This window comes from Kitasatospora sp. NPDC057940, assembly GCF_042887425.1.
Lineage (GTDB): Bacteria > Actinomycetota > Actinomycetes > Streptomycetales > Streptomycetaceae > Kitasatospora.
Map to the genome: position 1 here is coordinate 373,716 of NZ_JBHVPH010000004.1, position 15,802 is coordinate 389,517.

11 protein-coding genes are annotated in these 15,802 nt (G+C 73.7%); 4 read left to right on the forward strand and 7 right to left on the reverse strand.

Features of this window, described 5'->3' with window-relative positions; genetic code table 11:
- Nucleotides 1-111: 111 nt before the first annotated feature.
- From murD to rsmH, 7 genes are all read right to left on the reverse strand, one after another.
- Nucleotides 112-1,566, reverse strand: a complete 1,455-nt coding sequence (murD, locus tag ACFVTF_RS10040) for a UDP-N-acetylmuramoyl-L-alanine--D-glutamate ligase (protein WP_387811530.1) — start codon at nt 1,564-1,566, stop codon at nt 112-114.
- Complete coding sequence (gene mraY, locus ACFVTF_RS10045; protein ID WP_371516661.1) at nt 1,563-2,624, reverse strand: phospho-N-acetylmuramoyl-pentapeptide-transferase; 1,062 nt, start codon at nt 2,622-2,624, stop codon at nt 1,563-1,565. Before mraY ends, murD begins: the two co-directional genes overlap by 4 nt.
- Nucleotides 2,624-4,027 (reverse strand): UDP-N-acetylmuramoyl-tripeptide--D-alanyl-D-alanine ligase, encoded by a 1,404-nt coding sequence (gene murF / locus ACFVTF_RS10050; RefSeq protein WP_371516662.1) that lies wholly within the window; start codon nt 4,025-4,027, stop codon nt 2,624-2,626. Before murF ends, mraY begins: the two co-directional genes overlap by 1 nt.
- Nucleotides 4,024-5,589, reverse strand: a complete 1,566-nt coding sequence (locus ACFVTF_RS10055; protein WP_063347240.1) for a UDP-N-acetylmuramoyl-L-alanyl-D-glutamate--2,6-diaminopimelate ligase — start codon at nt 5,587-5,589, stop codon at nt 4,024-4,026. The genes murF and ACFVTF_RS10055 overlap by 4 nt, the downstream gene beginning before the upstream one ends.
- 93 nt (nt 5,590-5,682) lie before the next feature.
- Complete coding sequence (locus ACFVTF_RS10060) at nt 5,683-7,860, reverse strand: peptidoglycan D,D-transpeptidase FtsI family protein (protein WP_387811534.1); 2,178 nt, start codon at nt 7,858-7,860, stop codon at nt 5,683-5,685.
- Nucleotides 7,857-8,342 carry a cell division protein FtsL gene (locus tag ACFVTF_RS10065; RefSeq protein WP_387811536.1) on the reverse strand — a complete coding sequence of 162 codons (486 nt, stop codon included), beginning with the start codon at nt 8,340-8,342 and terminating at the stop codon, nt 7,857-7,859. Before ACFVTF_RS10065 ends, ACFVTF_RS10060 begins: the two co-directional genes overlap by 4 nt.
- Before the next feature lie 133 nt (nt 8,343-8,475).
- The gene (gene rsmH / locus ACFVTF_RS10070) at nt 8,476-9,450 is read right to left on the reverse strand and encodes a 16S rRNA (cytosine(1402)-N(4))-methyltransferase RsmH (RefSeq protein WP_363582932.1); all 975 of its coding nucleotides are present in this window, start codon (nt 9,448-9,450) and stop codon (nt 8,476-8,478) included.
- A gap of 574 nt (nt 9,451-10,024) precedes the next feature.
- On the opposite strand from rsmH, the gene ACFVTF_RS10075 reads away from it, so the two are divergent.
- The 4 genes from ACFVTF_RS10075 to ACFVTF_RS10090 all read left to right on the forward strand — a co-directional run bounded on the left by ACFVTF_RS10075 (nt 10,025) and on the right by ACFVTF_RS10090 (nt 15,659).
- A complete protein-coding gene (locus ACFVTF_RS10075; RefSeq protein ID WP_350884373.1) occupies nt 10,025-10,567 on the forward strand; it encodes a carbonic anhydrase in 543 nt (180 codons plus the stop codon).
- A gap of 271 nt (nt 10,568-10,838) precedes the next feature.
- Nucleotides 10,839-11,885 carry an AAA family ATPase gene (locus tag ACFVTF_RS10080; RefSeq protein WP_371516667.1) on the forward strand — a complete coding sequence of 349 codons (1,047 nt, stop codon included), beginning with the start codon at nt 10,839-10,841 and terminating at the stop codon, nt 11,883-11,885.
- Nucleotide 11,886: 1 nt separating this feature from the next.
- Nucleotides 11,887-13,209, forward strand: a complete 1,323-nt coding sequence (locus tag ACFVTF_RS10085) for a DUF58 domain-containing protein (protein WP_371516668.1) — start codon at nt 11,887-11,889, stop codon at nt 13,207-13,209.
- Nucleotides 13,206-15,659 carry a transglutaminaseTgpA domain-containing protein gene (locus ACFVTF_RS10090; RefSeq protein WP_387811542.1) on the forward strand — a complete coding sequence of 818 codons (2,454 nt, stop codon included), beginning with the start codon at nt 13,206-13,208 and terminating at the stop codon, nt 15,657-15,659. Before ACFVTF_RS10085 ends, ACFVTF_RS10090 begins: the two co-directional genes overlap by 4 nt.
- Nucleotides 15,660-15,802 lie beyond the last annotated feature (143 nt).

The window sequence follows — 15,802 nt, forward strand, 5'->3', positions numbered from 1 at the left end:
CCCGCTCCGGTGCTCCGGAACCCGCCCTGCCCTGCCCAGCCACTCCCCGCTCACTCTCTCTTCACGGCTCACCCGCCGCCGGGCCGCTCCGGCCCGGTACGGCCCTTCGGCTCACTCCCCGCGGTCCGCCAGCTGCCGGACCGCGGCGGCGAAGAGGTCGCCGCGCTCGCCGTAGTTGGTGAACATGTCCATCGAGGCGCAGGCCGGTGCCAGCAGCACCGTGTCACCCGGCCGGGCGAGCGAGGCGGCCGTCCGGACGACCTCCGCCATCGCCACCGCGCCAGTCTGGCCCTCGGCCGCCTCGATCACCGGGACATCCGGAGCGTGTCGCTCCAGTGCCTCCCGGATCAGCGCGCGGTCCTCGCCGATCAGCACGGCGGCGCGCAGCCGCCCGGCCGCGCCCTGGACCAGGTCGTCGAAGGTCGCGCCCTTGGCCAGGCCGCCGGCGATCCAGACGACCGGCCGGTAGGCGGCCAGCGAGGCCGCGGCGGCGTGGGTGTTGGTGGCCTTGGAGTCGTCGATGTAGGTGACCTCGCCGACCACGCCGACCTCGGCGATCCGGTGGGCGTCCGGGCGGAAGGCCCGCAGGCCCTCCCGGACGGCCTTCGGCTCGACGCCGTACGCCCGGGCCAGCGCCGCCGCGGCGAGCGCGTTGGCGATGTTGTGCGGGGCCGGCGGGTGCACGTCCTCGACGGCGCCCAGCTCGGCCGCGTTCTTGGCCCGGTCGGCCACGAACGCGCGGTCCACCAGCAGCCCGTCCACCACGCCGAGGTTCGACAGGGCGGGCGCGCCGAGGCCGAAGCCGATCGCCCGGCAGCCCTCCTCGACGTCGGCCTCGCGGACCAGCGCCTCGGTGGCCGGGTCGGCCAGGTTGTACACGCAGGCGACGGTGTTGCCCTGGTAGATCCGGCCCTTGTCGGCGGCGTACGCCTCCATCGAGCCGTGCCAGTCGAGGTGGTCGGGGGCCAGGTTGAGCACGACCGCCGAGTGCGGGCGCAGCGAGGGCGCCCAGTGCAGCTGGTAGCTGGAGAGCTCGACGGCGAGCACGTCGTACGGCTCCTCGGCGAGGACCGCGTCCAGGACGGACACCCCGACGTTGCCGACGGCGGCGGTGCGCCTGCCGGCGGCGGTGAGGATCGAGGCGAGCATCTGGACGGTGGTGGTCTTGCCGTTGGTGCCGGTGACGGCCAGCCAGGGGGCGGGCTCGCCGGTGGCGGGCAGCGGCCGGCGCAGGCGCCAGGCGAGTTCGACGTCGCCCCAGACCTCGATGTCGGCCGCCGCGGCGGCGGCGAACAGCGGGCGGTCGGGCGCCCAGCCGGGCGAGGTGACGACCAGCCGGGTGCCCTCGGGCAGGCTGTCGCCGTCGCCGAGGCGGACGGCGACGCCGAGCGCCTCCAGCCCGGCGGCCCGGGCGGTCAGGCCCGCGCCGCTGCCGCCGTCCACCACGGTGACGTGGGCACCGAGGTCGTGCAGGACGCGCGCGGCACTGATGCCGGAGACGCCGAGCCCGGCGACGACGACGGGCAGGTCCGCGAACTGCGAATCGATCAACTGGGGGTTCGTCATCCGGTCCGGTATCCCGCGTAGAAGAGGCCGAGGCCGACGGCCACGCAGAGCCCCTGGATGATCCAGAACCGGACCACGACCAGGACTTCGCTCCAGCCCTTGAGTTCGAAGTGGTGCTGCAGTGGTGCCATCTTGAAGACGCGCTTGCCGGTCATCCGGAACGAGCCGACCTGGATGATCACCGACAGGGTGATGATCATGAAGAGGCCGCCGAGCAGGATCAGCAGCAGCTCGGTGCGCGAGCAGATCGCCAGACCGGCCAGGGCGCCGCCGAGGGCGAGCGAGCCGGTGTCGCCCATGAAGATCTTGGCGGGCGAGGTGTTCCACCAGAGGAAGCCGAAGCAGGAGCCCATCAGGGCCGCGGCGACCACCGCGAGGTCCAGCGGGTCGCGGACGTCGTAGCAGCTGACGGTCGCGGTGACGGAGTAGGCGCAGCTCTGCCCGTACTCCCAGACGCCGATGAAGGTGTAGGCGCCGAAGGCCATCACCGAGGCACCGGTGGCGAGGCCGTCCAGACCGTCCGTCAGGTTCACGCCGTTGGAGGTCGCGGCGATCATGAAGTAGGCGAAGATGACGAACAGCACGGGGCCGATCGACCAGCCGTAGTCCCGCACGAAGGACAGGTGCTGGGACGCCGGGGTGAGCCCGCGGTCGTCGTGGAACTGCAGCGCCAGCACGGCGAAGGCCAGGCCGACGATGGACTGGCCGGCCAGCTTCGCCTTGGCCCGCAGACCGAGCGAGCGGCGCTTGACCACCTTGATGTAGTCGTCCAGGAAGCCGACCAGGCCCAGACCGGTCGTCAGGAAGAGCACCAGCAGGCCGGAGGCCGTCGGGCTCTCGCCCGTTATCGCCTTGGTCCCGAAGTAGGCGATCAGGGTCGCCAGGATGAAGGCGATGCCGCCCATGGTGGGCGTGCCCTTCTTGCTGTGGTGCGCCTTCGGCCCGTCGTCACGGATGTACTGGCCGTAGCCCTGCCGGGCGAGCAGCTTGATCAGGGCGGGGGTACCGACCAGCGACAGGATCAGGCCGATCATGCCGGAGAAGAGGATCTGCTTCATTACGCGGCCACACCGTCCGAGAGGAGGGCCTCGGCCACCTTCTCCAGCCCCACCGAACGGGACGCCTTCACCAGGACCACATCCCCTGGCCGAAGTTGACTGCGCAGCAGCTCGACCGCCGCGTCCGCGTCGGACACCAGCACCGACTCCTCACCCCACGAACCTTCGTTCCTCGCGCCGAGTTCCATGCAGGCCGCCTCGCGTCCACCGACCGCCACCAGCTTGGTGACGTCCAGTCGGACGGCGAGCCGCCCGATGGCGTCGTGCTCGGCCAGGCTCTCCTCGCCGAGCTCCCGCATCTCGCCGAGCACCGCCCAGGTGCGGCGGCGCTCCGGGCCGCGTCCCCCCATCGAGACCAGCGCCCGCAGCGCGGCCCGCATCGAGTCGGGGTTCGCGTTGTAGGCGTCGTTGACGACGGTGACACCATCGGCCCGGTCGACGACCTCCATGCGCCAGCGGGACAGCGCACCCGCTTCGCCCAGGGCGGTCGCGGTGTCGTCGACGGACATCCCGAGCTCCACCGCCACCGCAGCGGCGGCGAGGGCGTTCGAGACGTGGTGCTCACCGTACAGGCGCAGCTGCACGGGCGCGGAACCGGCCGGGGTGGTGAGCGTGAAGGACGGCCGTCCGGCGGCGTCCAGCCGAACGTCCGTCGCCCGGACGTGGGCGTCCGGGGATTCCCCGAACAGGACCACCTTCGCCCTGGTACGGCTGACCATCGCGCGCACCAGCCGGTCGTCCGCGTTGAGGATCGCGGCGCCGTCGGCGGGCAGCGCCTCGACGAGCTCGCCCTTGGCCTCGGCGATCGCCTCCTGCGAGCCGAACTCGCCGACGTGCGCGGTGCCGACGTTCAGCACCACGCCGATCCGGGGCGGCGTGATCGAGGTGAGGTACTCGATGTCGCCCTTGTGCCGGGCACCCATCTCCATGACCAGGTGCCGGGTACTGGGCTCGACCCGCAGCGCGGTCATCGGGTGGCCGATCTCGTTGTTGAGCGAGCCGGGCGGGTAGACCGTGTCACCGAGGCGCTGCAGCAACTGGGCGATCAGGTCCTTGGTGCTGGTCTTGCCGGCCGAGCCGGTCAGCGCGACGACGGCGGTGCCCTCGGCGCGGGCGACCACGGCCCGGGCCAGCTTGCCGAGCGCGTCCACCACACTGTCGACCAGGATGGCGGGCACGCCGACCGGGCGGTCGGCCAGCACCGCGACGGCGCCGGCCCCGACCGCGACGGCCGCGTAGTCGTGGCCGTCCACGCGCTCGCCGACGAAGGCCGCGAACAGGCCGCCGGGGCGTACCTTCCGCGAGTCGACCTCGACCGGGCCGGTCACCAGGGCTCCGGGGTCGGCGCCGTCCAGGGTGCCCCCGACTGCGGCGGCCACCTCGGCGAGGGTCAGTGCGATCACTGCTGCTCTACTCCTCGGTCGCCCCGGGCGGCCGTGGTCTGCGTGATGGATTCGCGCAGCACCTCCCGGTCGTCGAAGGGGCGGATCTCGTCTCGTACGTACTGGCCAAGTTCGTGGCCCTTGCCGGCCACCAGCACGGTGTCCCCGGCGTGGGCGCGGGCGACGGCGATCCGGATCGCCTCGGCCCGGTCGGGGACGACCAGGACGGTCCCGCGCTCGGCCTCGGGCACCGCGGCGGCGCCGGTCAGCATGCTGGCGAGGATCGCCAGCGGGTCTTCGCTGCGCGGGTTGTCGCTGGTCAGCAGGGCGGTGTCGGCGAGCCGGGCGGCGATGGCGCCCATCGGGCCGCGCTTGTGCGGGTCGCGGTCCCCGCCGCAGCCGACGACGACGTGCAGCCGGCCCTTGGTGACCTCGCGCAGCGAGCCGAGGACGGCCTGGAGGGCGTCCGGCTTGTGCGCGTAGTCGACCACGGCGACGAACGCCTGTCCGGCGTCCACCCGCTCCAGCCGGCCCGGCACGCCGGGCACCGCGGCGACGCCGGCCACGGCCCGCTCCAGCGGCAGGCCGGCGGCGACCAGCAGGGTGATCGCGGCGAGCGCGTTGGCCACGTTGAACGGGCCGGGCAGCGGCACGGCCGCGTCGGCCTCGGCGCCGTCCGGGCCGAGCACCCGGAAGGTGGAGCCGACCGGGCCGAGCTGGACGTCCACGGCCCGCCAGTCGGCCTCGACGGCGCCGGTGGCGGAGAAGGTGGTCACCGGGATCTTGGCCTCGGCGGCCAGCCGGCGGCCGTACTCGTCGTCCACGTTGACCACGCCGTGGCGGGACTTGCCGGGCTGGAAGAGCCGGGCCTTCGCCTGGAAGTAGTCCTCCATGTCCGGGTGGAAGTCGAGGTGCTCGGGGGTGAGGTTGTTGAACAGCGAGACGTCGTACGTCACCCCGTCGGTGCGGCCGTAGACCAGCGCGTGGCTGGAGACCTCCATGGTCACCGCGTCCGCGCCGCGCTCGGCCATCACGCCGAGGATCGCGTGCAGGTCGGTGGCCTCGGGGGTGGTGCGCTCGCTCTTGATCCGCTCGTCGCCGACCCGCATCTCGACGGTGCCGATCACCCCGGGGGCGCGCCCGGCGCCGAGCAGGCCGCCCTCGACCAGGTAGGAGGTGGTGGTCTTGCCGTTGGTGCCGGTCAGCCCGATCATCAGCAGCCGCTCGGAGGGGCGGCCGTAGACGGCTGCCGCGAGCTCGCCCATCCGGGCCCGCGGCCGGTCGACGACCAGCAGCGGCAGGCCGGTGCCGGCCGCCAGCTCGGCGCCGGCCGGGTCGGTGAGCAGCGCCGCCGCGCCCGCCGCCGCGGCCTGGGCCGCGAAGGCCGCGCCGTGGTGGTTGGCGCCGGGGAAGGCCACGTACACGTCGCCGGGGCGCACCGCCCGGGAGTCGTGGGTGACGCCGCTGACGAGGCCCCCCTCGACGGGGTCGAGGCCCAGCTGGCGGGCCAGTTCGGCGAGCGGCAGGGCGGCGGTCCCGGCCGGGCGGGGCGGACTCACGGTGATTTGATCGGGTTTCGGCACGGCGGGAAGGCTATCCGCCGAAGGGTGTCCAGGGCCAAACCGGCCCTTCGCCGCGCCGCCGTCCGACCCGACCCGCTCGTTGCTCATGCTCGCTCACGGCTTCCACTCGACGGGCAGGTTGGGCGCCTCGCTGCCGCTGGGCGGGACCTGCATGGTCTTCAGGGTGAACTCCATCACCTGCTTGAACACCGGTCCGCACAGCTGGCCGCCGAAGTGGCCGTTGACCGGCCCCTGGAGGGTGCAGGAGACGGTGTACCGGGGGGCGTCGGCGGGGGCGAAGCCGATGAAGGAGGCGGTGTAGCCGTCGTAGCCGACGCCGTTGGCGGCCCCCCGGTTGGCGGTGCCGGTCTTGCCGGCGACCCGGTAGCCGGGGATGGCGGCCTTGCCGCCGGTGCCCTGCTCGTCGTCGACGACCGACTCCAGCATCGAGGTGAGGGTCTTGGCGGTCTCTTCGCTGACCACCCTGGTCTGCTCGCCCGGCGGGGTCGCGGTGTACTTGCCGTCCGGGCTGGTGGTGCCCTGGACGATGCTGGGCGCGACCCGGACGCCGCCGTTGGCGATGGTCGAGTAGACCGAGGTGGCCTGCAGCGCGTTCATCTGCATCGGGCCCTGGCCGAAGGAGGTGTTGTACTTCTCCGAGGCGACCAGGTCCTCCGGCTTCTTGAGCTTCCCGGCCGTCTCGCCGGGGAAGTTCAGGCCGGTCGGCTGGGCGACGCCGAACTTGCGCATGTAGCTGTCCAGGATCTGGTTGGCCTTCAGCTGGTCGCCGTCGCCGAGCGTCTCCATGGCCTCGATGGTGCCGATGTTGGAGGACTTGGCCAGCACCCCGGCCAGGGTCAGGTACCAGGTGTTGTGTACGACGTCGTCCTTGAACTGCTGGCCGGCCCGGACCAGCGGGTAGGGCACCGTGACCTTGGTGTCCCAGGTGGCCTTGCCGGTGTCCAGGACGGCGCCCAGGGTCATCAGCTTGGCGGTGCTGCCCGGCTCGTACGCGTCGACCAGCGCGGCGTTGCCCATCTGGGACTGCTTGGCGGTGCTCAGGTCGTTCGGGTTGAAGCCGGGCGCGGTGGCCATCGCGAGGACCTGACCGGTCTTCACGTCCTGGACGACGACGTAGCCCTTCTCCGCCCCGGAGTTGGCGACCTGGTCGGTGAGCGCCCGCTGGGCGGCCCACTGGATGTCCCGGTTGATGGTCAGCTTCACGTCGGTGCCGGGCACGGCCGGGTCCATCGAGCCCCCGGCGGTGGGCACCAGCCGGCCGCCCGCCTGGGCGTAGCTGCTGTGCCCGTCCTTGCCGGCCAGCTGCTTCTGGTACTGGAGCTCCAGGCCGCCGGCGCCCTCGCCCTCGCCGTTGACGAAGCCGACCAGGTTGGCGGCCAGGCCGTCGGCGGGGTAGATCCGCTTCTGGGTCTCCCGGTTGAACACCCCGGCCAGCGGGTTGGCGCACTCGTTGTCGACCCGGGTGCGTCCGCCCTGGTCGGCGGCCTTGGTCAGCTGCCGCTTCTGGGCCTGGCAGGTCCGCGAGCCGGCCTGCTTCTCCAGGCCCGCCTTGAGGTCGCTGATCTGGCTCTTGACCGCCGGGGTCTGCTGGGCGGCGAGCCGCTTGTAGCGGGTCTTGGGGGTGTGCAGGTCGGCGGCGATCTTGTCCTTGGACACGCCGAGGATCGGCGCCAGCAGGGCGGCCGCCTGCTCCGGGGCGTCCGGGATGCCGGTCGCCGCCGGGGTGAACATCGCCGGGTCGGCGGTGATGTCGTACGCGTCGACGGTGGCGGCCAGCGCCACCCCGTCGGAGGACGTTATCGAGCCGCGCTCGGCGGTGATCGGGATGTTCAGGTAGCGGTTGGTGTTGGCGTCGGCGGCCAGCGCGTCGGAGTCCAGCAGCTGGAGCTGCACCAGGCGGCCGGCGAACACCGAGAACACCAGCGACATCACCACGGTGATCACCCGCAGGCGGCGCTTGGGCTCGGCCAGCCGGAGCGCCTTGGGGCGCAGCGGGCGGCGCGGCCGGACGGCGGCCTGGCTCCGGGCCGGCGGGCGGCCCTCGGGGCGGCGCTGCTGCGGTGCCCGGGGCGTACGGGCGGCGGCGGCCTTGGCGGGCTGGCCCTTGGACTGCTGCCCCTTCGCGGGCTGGCCCTTGACGGGCTGCCCCTTCGCGGGCTGGGCCTTGCCGGCGGACTGGCCGCGCGGCGCGGCCGCGCGGGGCGCGGCGCCCTTGGGCGGCTGGCGGCGGCCGTTGCCGGCGCCTCCTGACGGCTGACGTGGCGTGCTCATCGGCCCGCACCTCCGGTCGACGGCGCGGGCGCGGCCGGGGAGGCCGGGTTGATCTGGACCACGGAGTCACCGGCCGTGGCCGCCGGGCTCGGTGCGCCCGGGGGCGCACCCGTCGGGGCACTCGGCGCCGGCTGCCTCATCGGCCACGGGTCGACCGTCGAGCGCTTGACCGGCGGGCTGTCCTGCGCCGGTCCGGGCGTACCGATCACCTTGCCGCCGTTCGGGATGTCCAGGAAGGCCATCCCGCCGGCCGGGACCATGCCCAGCTCGGCGGCCCGCCGGGCCAGCGCGTCCGGCGCCGAGCTCTGGTCGATCTGGTGCTGGAGGCCCTGCTTCTCGTCGGTCGCCACGGTGGTCTGCTTCTGCAGTCGGGACAGTTCGAAGGAGCCCTCGTTGAGCGCCGTGTTCAGCGCCAGCAGCCCGAGCAGCCCCGCCGCGAGCAGCACCACCACGAGCACCGCGAACGGCGTGCGCCCCCGCACCGGACGCCGCCCCGGCCGGACCGTGATCCGCGCCCTGCCCTGTCCGGGGAACGATCCCCGCCCCGCCCGGACCCCACCGGCCACCGGCCCCACTGCTCTCCTCCGCCCTTCGGACCCCGCCGGGGCCAACGTTTCAGCCCCGCTTGCTACGGTCCCTGATCCTCTCCGCCACCCGCAGCCGTACGGGCGCGGCGCGCCGGTTCTCCTCGATCTCCTCCTCCGTGGCCAGCTCGGCACCACGGGTGATCAGCTTGAGCCAGGGCTGGTGCTCCTCCGGGATGAACGGCAGCCCCGGCGGCGCGGTGTTGGTCGATCCGGCGGCGAAGTACTGCTTCACCAGCCGGTCTTCCAGCGACTGGTAGGACATCACGACCATCCGACCGCCGATCGCCAGGGCCTCCAGCGCACCGGGGATCGCCCGGTCCAGGACCTCCAGCTCGCCGTTGACCTCGATCCGCAGCGCCTGGAACGTCCGCTTGGCCGGGTTCCCGCCGGTCCGGCGGGTCGCCGCCGGAATGGCGTTCCGCACCAACTCCACCAGACGCGCGCTGTTGGTGAACGGTTCCTTCTCCCGCTCCCGGAGGATCACCGAGGCGATCTTCCCGGCGAACCGCTCCTCGCCGTAGACCTTGAGGATCCGGGCCAGCGCGCCGTGGCTGTAGGTGTTCAGCACCTCCGCCGCGCTGATCCCCCGGGTCTGGTCCATCCGCATGTCCAGCGGCGCGTCCTGCGCGTACGCGAAACCGCGATCGGCCTCGTCCAGCTGCATCGAGGAGACGCCGAGGTCGAACAGGACGCCGTCCACCCGGTCGATGTCCAGGCGCTCCAGCACCTCGGGGATCTCGTCGTAGACGGCGTGCACCAGGGTGGCCCGGTCGCCGAAGGGCGCCAGCCGCTCGCCGGAGAGCTTCAGCGCCTGCGGGTCGCGGTCCACCGCGACCAGCCGCACCTCGGGGAACTGGGTGAGCAGCGCCTCGCTGTGCCCGCCGAGGCCGAGGGTGGCGTCCACCACCACCGCCCCGGGGCGCGAGATCGCCGGAGCCAGGGCGTCCATGCACCGCTGCAGCATGACCGGAACGTGCTTGGGGCCCGGATCGTTGGTGGTCATGCGCGGTGGCGCCCTTCCTCAGGTGCGGAGCAGCCCGACGACCGGGAGCTCCGACCATTCTCGCCCACCACTGCTCGACGCGACGACGCGGCCCGTGGTCCCCGCCCGCTCCAGGGGGAAGATCGTGACCGCCCGGCGCCGGGGAAGGTGCGCCAGGTGGGCACGGAGCGGGTGGAGGCCACGGGCCGCATCGACCGGGCCACCCGGGCCGGAAAAGCCCGGTTGACGGGATCCGGCGGGTGTGCTCCACTGCGCCGCAAACTCTATCGCGCGGGCCCCGCCAGTCAATGGTCCGCTCCGGCGCACCACCCGGGCGGCGGTACGGATCACCGCAGGTCGCAGCCGTGGGAGCGGCCCCACGGAGGTGCCGGCCGGGGGCCCGCGGGAGCGGCCGCGCGCCCCACCCGCGCACCCGTCCCGCGGGCGCTCCGGGACCAGCCCGGACAAACCCTCCCGAACGCGTGGAACGGTCCTCCCACGGTCCTCCTGTTGTGGTGATGCGCTCGATCACAGCGGCCCGATCTGTAGCTCTCCTCCCCACCGCGGACGCCCGAATCGCACTAACGTCGCCACCATGACAGTGACCCCCGACCGGCCGACGCCGACCGACGCTGCCGACTCCCCGCGACCCGCCATCATCGACCGCTTCGTCACGGACAACCGCGAGTACGCCGTGACCTTCCGGGACGGCGGCATGGACGCCCGCCCGGTCCAGAAGATCGCCGTGGTGGCGTGCATGGACGCCCGCCTCGACCTGTTCGCGGCGCTCGGCCTCGAACTGGGCGACGCCCACGTCATCCGCAACGCGGGCGGCGTCGTCACCGACGACACCATCCGCTCCCTCACCATCAGTCAGCGCGCCCTCGGCACCCGCTCGGTCGCGCTGATCCACCACACCGGCTGCGGCCTGCTCGGGCTGACCGAGGACTTCCGCCGCGAGCTGGAGCTGGAGGTCGGCCAGCGCCCGCAGTGGGCGGTGGAGGCCTTCGTCGACCTCGACGGCGACGTCCGCCAGTCCATGCAGCGGGTCCGCACCTCGCCCTTCCTGCTGCACACCGACGACGTCCGCGGCTTCGTCTTCGACGTCCACACCGGGCTCCTACGCGAAATCGACTGACCCCCGTACCCGCACCACCGCCCCGCACCGCGCACCGCCCGGCCAACGGCGTCCGGGCATCCGGGCCCGTCCCGAGGGTGACTTCTGGTCACCGGTCAGGGGAGAATGCGCCTGCCGGTCAGACCCCGAACCACCTGGGGCGGCCAGGCCGCAGGCCGCTGTCCCGGCGCCGGATCCCCGACGGAACCGCCCCCGGGAAGGCCGCGTCAAGCATGGGGTGGGGTCCGGCCTCGGGGTGAGGCGGGCACAGGGTGCCAGGGAGCGTATACGGGTGACGAGCTACAGCGATCAGGCCGGTCTCGGCAGTCCTGCGGGGGGCGGCCAGGGGACGGACGGGTACCACCGGGCCGGACTTCCGGAGCTCGCCGCGGTCGTGGACCGGATCCGCGCCAACATCGAGAGCGTGATCGAGGGCAAGCCGGAGGCCGTCCGGATCGCCCTGACCGTCCTGCTCGCCGAGGGCCACCTGCTGCTGGAGGACGTGCCCGGCGTCGGCAAGACCATGCTGGCCAAGGCGCTCGCCCGCTCGGTCGACTGCACCGTCCGCCGCATCCAGTTCACGCCCGACCTGCTGCCCTCGGACGTCACCGGCACCAACATCTACGACCAGCACCAGCGCGACTTCGAGTTCCGCCCGGGCGCGATCTTCGCGCAGATCGTGGTCGGCGACGAGATCAACCGCGCCTCGCCCAAGACCCAGTCCGCGCTGCTGGAGTCGATGGAGGAGCGCCAGGTCACCATCGACGGCACCAGCTACGAGCTGCCCTCGCCGTTCATGGTCGTGGCCACCCAGAACCCGGTCGAGATGGAGGGCACCTACCCCCTGCCGGAGGCCCAGCGGGACCGCTTCATGGCCCGGATCTCGATCGGCTACCCCAGCCCCGAGGCCGAGTTCGCGATGCTCGACGTGCACTCCGGCGCCAGCCCGCTGGAGGACCTCCAGCCGGTGGCGCACGCCGCCGACATCCTCAAGCTGGTCGACCTGGTGCGCAGCGTGCACATCGCCGACCCGGTCCGCCGCTACGCCGTCGACCTGGTCGGCGCCACCCGCACCAGCCACGAGCTGCGGCTGGGCGCCTCGCCGCGCGCCACCCTGCACCTGGTCCGGGCCGCCCGCGCCGCCGCCGCGCTCGACGGGCGCGACTACGTCACCCCGGACGACATCCAGCGCCTGGCCGTGCCCGTCCTCGCGCACCGCCTGATGCCGACCGCCGAGACCCAGCTCAGCCGCCGCACCGCCGAGCAGATCGTGACCGACCTGGTCGCCCGGCTGCCGCTGCCGCGCCCGCAGGGCGGCCCGGCCGGCCGGAGGGGCTGAGGTGGCCCCGTCCGACCCGACGTCAGGACTGCGGGCCGGGCTGCGCGGCCTCACCACCCGGGGGCGCTCCTTCCTCGCCGCCGGCGTCACCGCGGTCGGCTGCGCCTACCTGCTCGACCAGGACGCGCTGCTGCGCGTCGGCGTGCTGCTCGCCGCACTGCCGCTGGCCGCCGCGCTGGTGGTCGCCAACACCCGCTACCGGGTGGCCAGCGGCCGCCGGCTGAGCCCGCGTCGCGCGGTGGCCGGCCAGGAGGCCCGGGTCCACCTGCGGGTCGACAACGTCTCCCGGGTGCCCACCGGGCTGCTGCTCCTGGAGGACAAGGTCCCGTACGTGCTCGGGCCGCGCCCGCGCTTCGTGCTGGACCGGGTCGAGCCGCGCGGCCACCGCGAGGTCTCCTACCGGGTCCGCTCCGACCTGCGCGGCCGCTACCCGCTCGGGCCGCTCCAGCTGCGGCTGTCCGACCCGTTCGGGATGTGCGAGGTGAACCGTTCCTTCTCCGCCTCCGACGTCCTCACCGTCGTCCCCCAGGTCCAGGCCTTGCCGCACGTGCGGCTGAGCGGCGAGTGGGGCGGCCAGGGCGAGAGCCGTGCCCGCACCCTGGCGCTGGCCGGCGACGACGACGTGATCCTGCGCGAGTACCGGCCCGGCGACGACCTGCGCCGGGTGCACTGGAAGTCCACCGCCCGGTACGGCGAACTGATGGTGCGCCGCGAGGAGCAGCCGCAGCGGGCCCGGGCGACCGTCCTGCTGGACACCCGGGAGATCGGCCACCGGGGCAGCGGCCCCGCCTCCTCCTTCGAGTGGGCCGTGAGCTGCGCCGCCTCGGTCGCCGTGCACCTGCTGGAGCGCGGCTACCAGACCCAGCTGCTCACCGACACCGGCCAGTGGGTGCCCGGCCCCGGCGCCGGCGGCGGCAACACCGCGGCCGACGCCTCCGGGCTGATCCTGGACGCGCTCGCGGTGGCCGACCTGTCCGACGGCGCCGGCCTCTCCCGCGCCGAGGAGCCGCTGCGCGCCGGCGGCGAGGGACTGCTGGTCGCCGTGCTCGGCGAACTCGACGAGGCGCAGACCGCCCGGCTGGCCCGGCTGCGCAACCGCACCGGCGGGGCCGTCGCGTTCCTCCTCGACACCGGCACCTGGGCGGGCCTGCGGATGCTCGCCCCCAACACCGGCGGCGACGAGTTCCGCAACCGGGTCCGGCAGCTGCGCGAGGCCGGCTGGACCGTCCTGCCGGTCAGCTCCGGGGACTCCGTCCCGGACCTCTGGCAGGCCGCCGACGGCGCCAAGACGACCTCCCCCTACCGAGAAGAGACCGGCGCGTGACCACCCGGGCCAAACTGACCGTCTACTCGGCGCTGGCCACCGCCCTCGCGTCGCTCTGCCTGACCCCGCTGCTCACCACCAGGAGCTGGGTCACCCACGCCTTCCTGGTGATCGCGGTGATCGCGGCGGTCGGCGCGGGCCTGCGGCGGGCCCCGCTGTACCGCTGGACGGTGCCGGTCGGCCAGCTGCTGGTGCTGTTCCTGCTGATCCTGATCGGCTTCGCCGGCTCCGCCTCGCTGCTGGGCGGCGTGGTGCCCGGGCCGTCCTCGCTGCGCGCCCTCGACCACGTCGTCAGCTCCGGCCTGGACGACATCCAGGTGTACGCCATCCCGGCGCCGCCCAACCCCGGCCTGCGGCTGATCCTGGTCGCCTCGGTCGGCCTGGTCGCCGTCGTGGTGGACACCGTCGCCGTGACGTACCGGCGCTCGGCGCTGGCCGGGCTGCCGCTGCTGGCGCTGTACTCGGTCGGCAACGGGCTCTCCGGGGACCACGGCAGCTGGCTCTGGTTCGCCCTGGCGTCGGCCGGCTACCTGGTGCTGCTGTTCGCCGAGGGGCAGGACCGGGTCTCCCGCTGGGGCCGGGTCTTCCACGGCGGCTCGCGCGAATCGACGAGCTCCGGCCGGGTCAGCCCGGGCGGCCAGCAGGTCGGCGTCCTCGCGCTGGTCGCGGCGCTGTTGCTGCCGGTCGTCCTGCCGCACTGGGACTCCGGCCTGCTGAGCCCCGACTCCGGCGGGTCCTCGGGCAAGGGCTCCATCGGGTCGGCCACCAGCCTCGACCCGCTGGTCAGCCTGGAGTCGGCGGTCACCAAGCCCACCAACAACGAACTGCTCAGCTACACCCTGGACAGCGAACTCGCCGACCAGATCTACCTGCGCACCGGGGCGCTGGACCAGTTCGACGGCACCAACTGGCGGCTCGGCAGCACCACGGTCAACGACCTCCCGTCCTCGTTCCCCGCCCCCGAGGGCCTGCGGGACGCCAACCTCCCCCGGATCGAGGGCGAGTTCCAGATCAGCGACCGGCTGGAGAAGAGCTGGCTGCCGATGCCCTACCCGGCCGCCTCCGTCCAGGTCCCCAACCGGTCCGACTGGAAGCTCGACCCGTTCACCCGCACCGTCCTGCCGACCAACGACCGGGCGATCCGCAGCCTGCGCTACCACGTCAGCGCGCTGGACGTGCGGCCCACCGCGAACGAGCTGCGCACCGCGTCGACCGCGCCGCAGGACATCCGGGACCACTACACCGCCCTCCCCCAGGACCTCCCGCCGGTCGTCGCGCAGCAGGCCCACGAGGTCACCGCCAAGGCGACGAACGACTACGACCGGGCGATGGCGCTGGTGAACTGGTTCACCGGCCCGCAGTTCCAGTACGACACCGCGGTCAACGGCGGCACCGGCAGCAACGCGATCGCGGTCTTCCTGCGCGACCGCAAGGGCTTCTGCGTCCACTTCGCCTCCACCATGGCGGCGATGGCCCGCACCCTGAAGATCCCGTCCCGGGTGGCCGTCGGCTTCACCCCCGGCGACGCCAAGGGCGGCAACGTCTACTCGGTGACCGGCCGGATGTACCACGCCTGGCCCGAGCTGTACTTCACGGGCTACGGCTGGCTGCGCTTCGAGCCCACCCCGAGCCGCGGCGTCCAGCCCCGCTACACCGAGCAGTCCACCACCCCGACCAGCGCGCCGACCCAGCAGCCGACCGCCTCCGCGCAGAGCTCGGCGCCGGTCGCGGCGCCGACCGACAGCAAGGACTGCGACGCCAAGCAGCGCCAGCTGGGTGAGTGCGGCGGGAAGAGCAAGGCCGTCAGCAGTGCCGCCGAGGACTCCTGGCTGCTGTCCGGGCAGGTCCTGGGCAGCGCCGCCGTGGTGGTGCTGGTGATCGCGCTGCTGCTGGTGCCGATGCTCTGGCGGTCGGCGCTGCGCCGGCGCCGGCTCGGCTCCGGCGGCCGGCGCGGGCCCGGCGGCGGCCCGGCCGAGCTCACCGACGCCCAGGTGCTGGCCGTCTGGGACGAGCTGATCGACTCCGCCTGGGACCTCGGAATTCCCCCGGACGAGTCACGCACCCCGCGCTCGGCCGCCCGGCGGATCACCGAGAAGGCCGCGCTGGACGCGGACTCAGCGGCGGCCGCCGGGCGGCTGGCGCTGGCCACCGAACGGGTGCTCTACGCCCCGGCCGGCCAGGTCACCACCGCCCCGCTGTCGGCCGACGTCCGGACCGCCCGGCAGGGCCTGCGGGCCACCGCCAGCCGGGCCGGGCGGACCAGGGCGGTACTGCTGCCGCCGTCCTCGGCCCAGCTGTGGTGGCGGATCTCCGACGCCCTGCGGGCGGCCCGGGAAGCGGTCGGCACCAGGGTCGGCCGGGTGTCCGCCGCGGTCAGCGGCCCGGTGCGGCGGGTGGTCTCCCGGCGCAAGCGCGAGCCGGAGTCCGAGCAGGCCTCCAGGGAGTCCTGAGCGGGGCCCGGGCGAACGGGCCGTCGCACGGACAGGAGAACGCCGGGGCGGGCAGTCGATCGACTGCCCGCCCCCGCCTTGGTCCCGCCGGGGGGGGCTTATAAACATATAAGACCCCACCAGAAAATCCCCAAAGACCGAAG

Excerpts from the sequence above, each read along its gene's own strand:
- murD (WP_387811530.1), bottom strand. The coding sequence starts at position 1,566 with ATGACGAACCCCCAGTTGATCGATTCGCAGTTCGCGGACCTGCCCGTC.
- mraY (WP_371516661.1), bottom strand. The coding sequence starts at position 2,624 with ATGAAGCAGATCCTCTTCTCCGGCATGATCGGCCTGATCCTGTCGCTG.
- ACFVTF_RS10060 (WP_387811534.1), bottom strand. The coding sequence starts at position 7,860 with ATGAGCACGCCACGTCAGCCGTCAGGAGGCGCCGGCAACGGCCGCCGC.
- rsmH (WP_363582932.1), bottom strand. The coding sequence starts at position 9,450 with ATGACCACCAACGATCCGGGCCCCAAGCACGTTCCGGTCATGCTGCAG.
- ACFVTF_RS10075 (WP_350884373.1), top strand. The coding sequence starts at position 10,025 with ATGACAGTGACCCCCGACCGGCCGACGCCGACCGACGCTGCCGACTCC.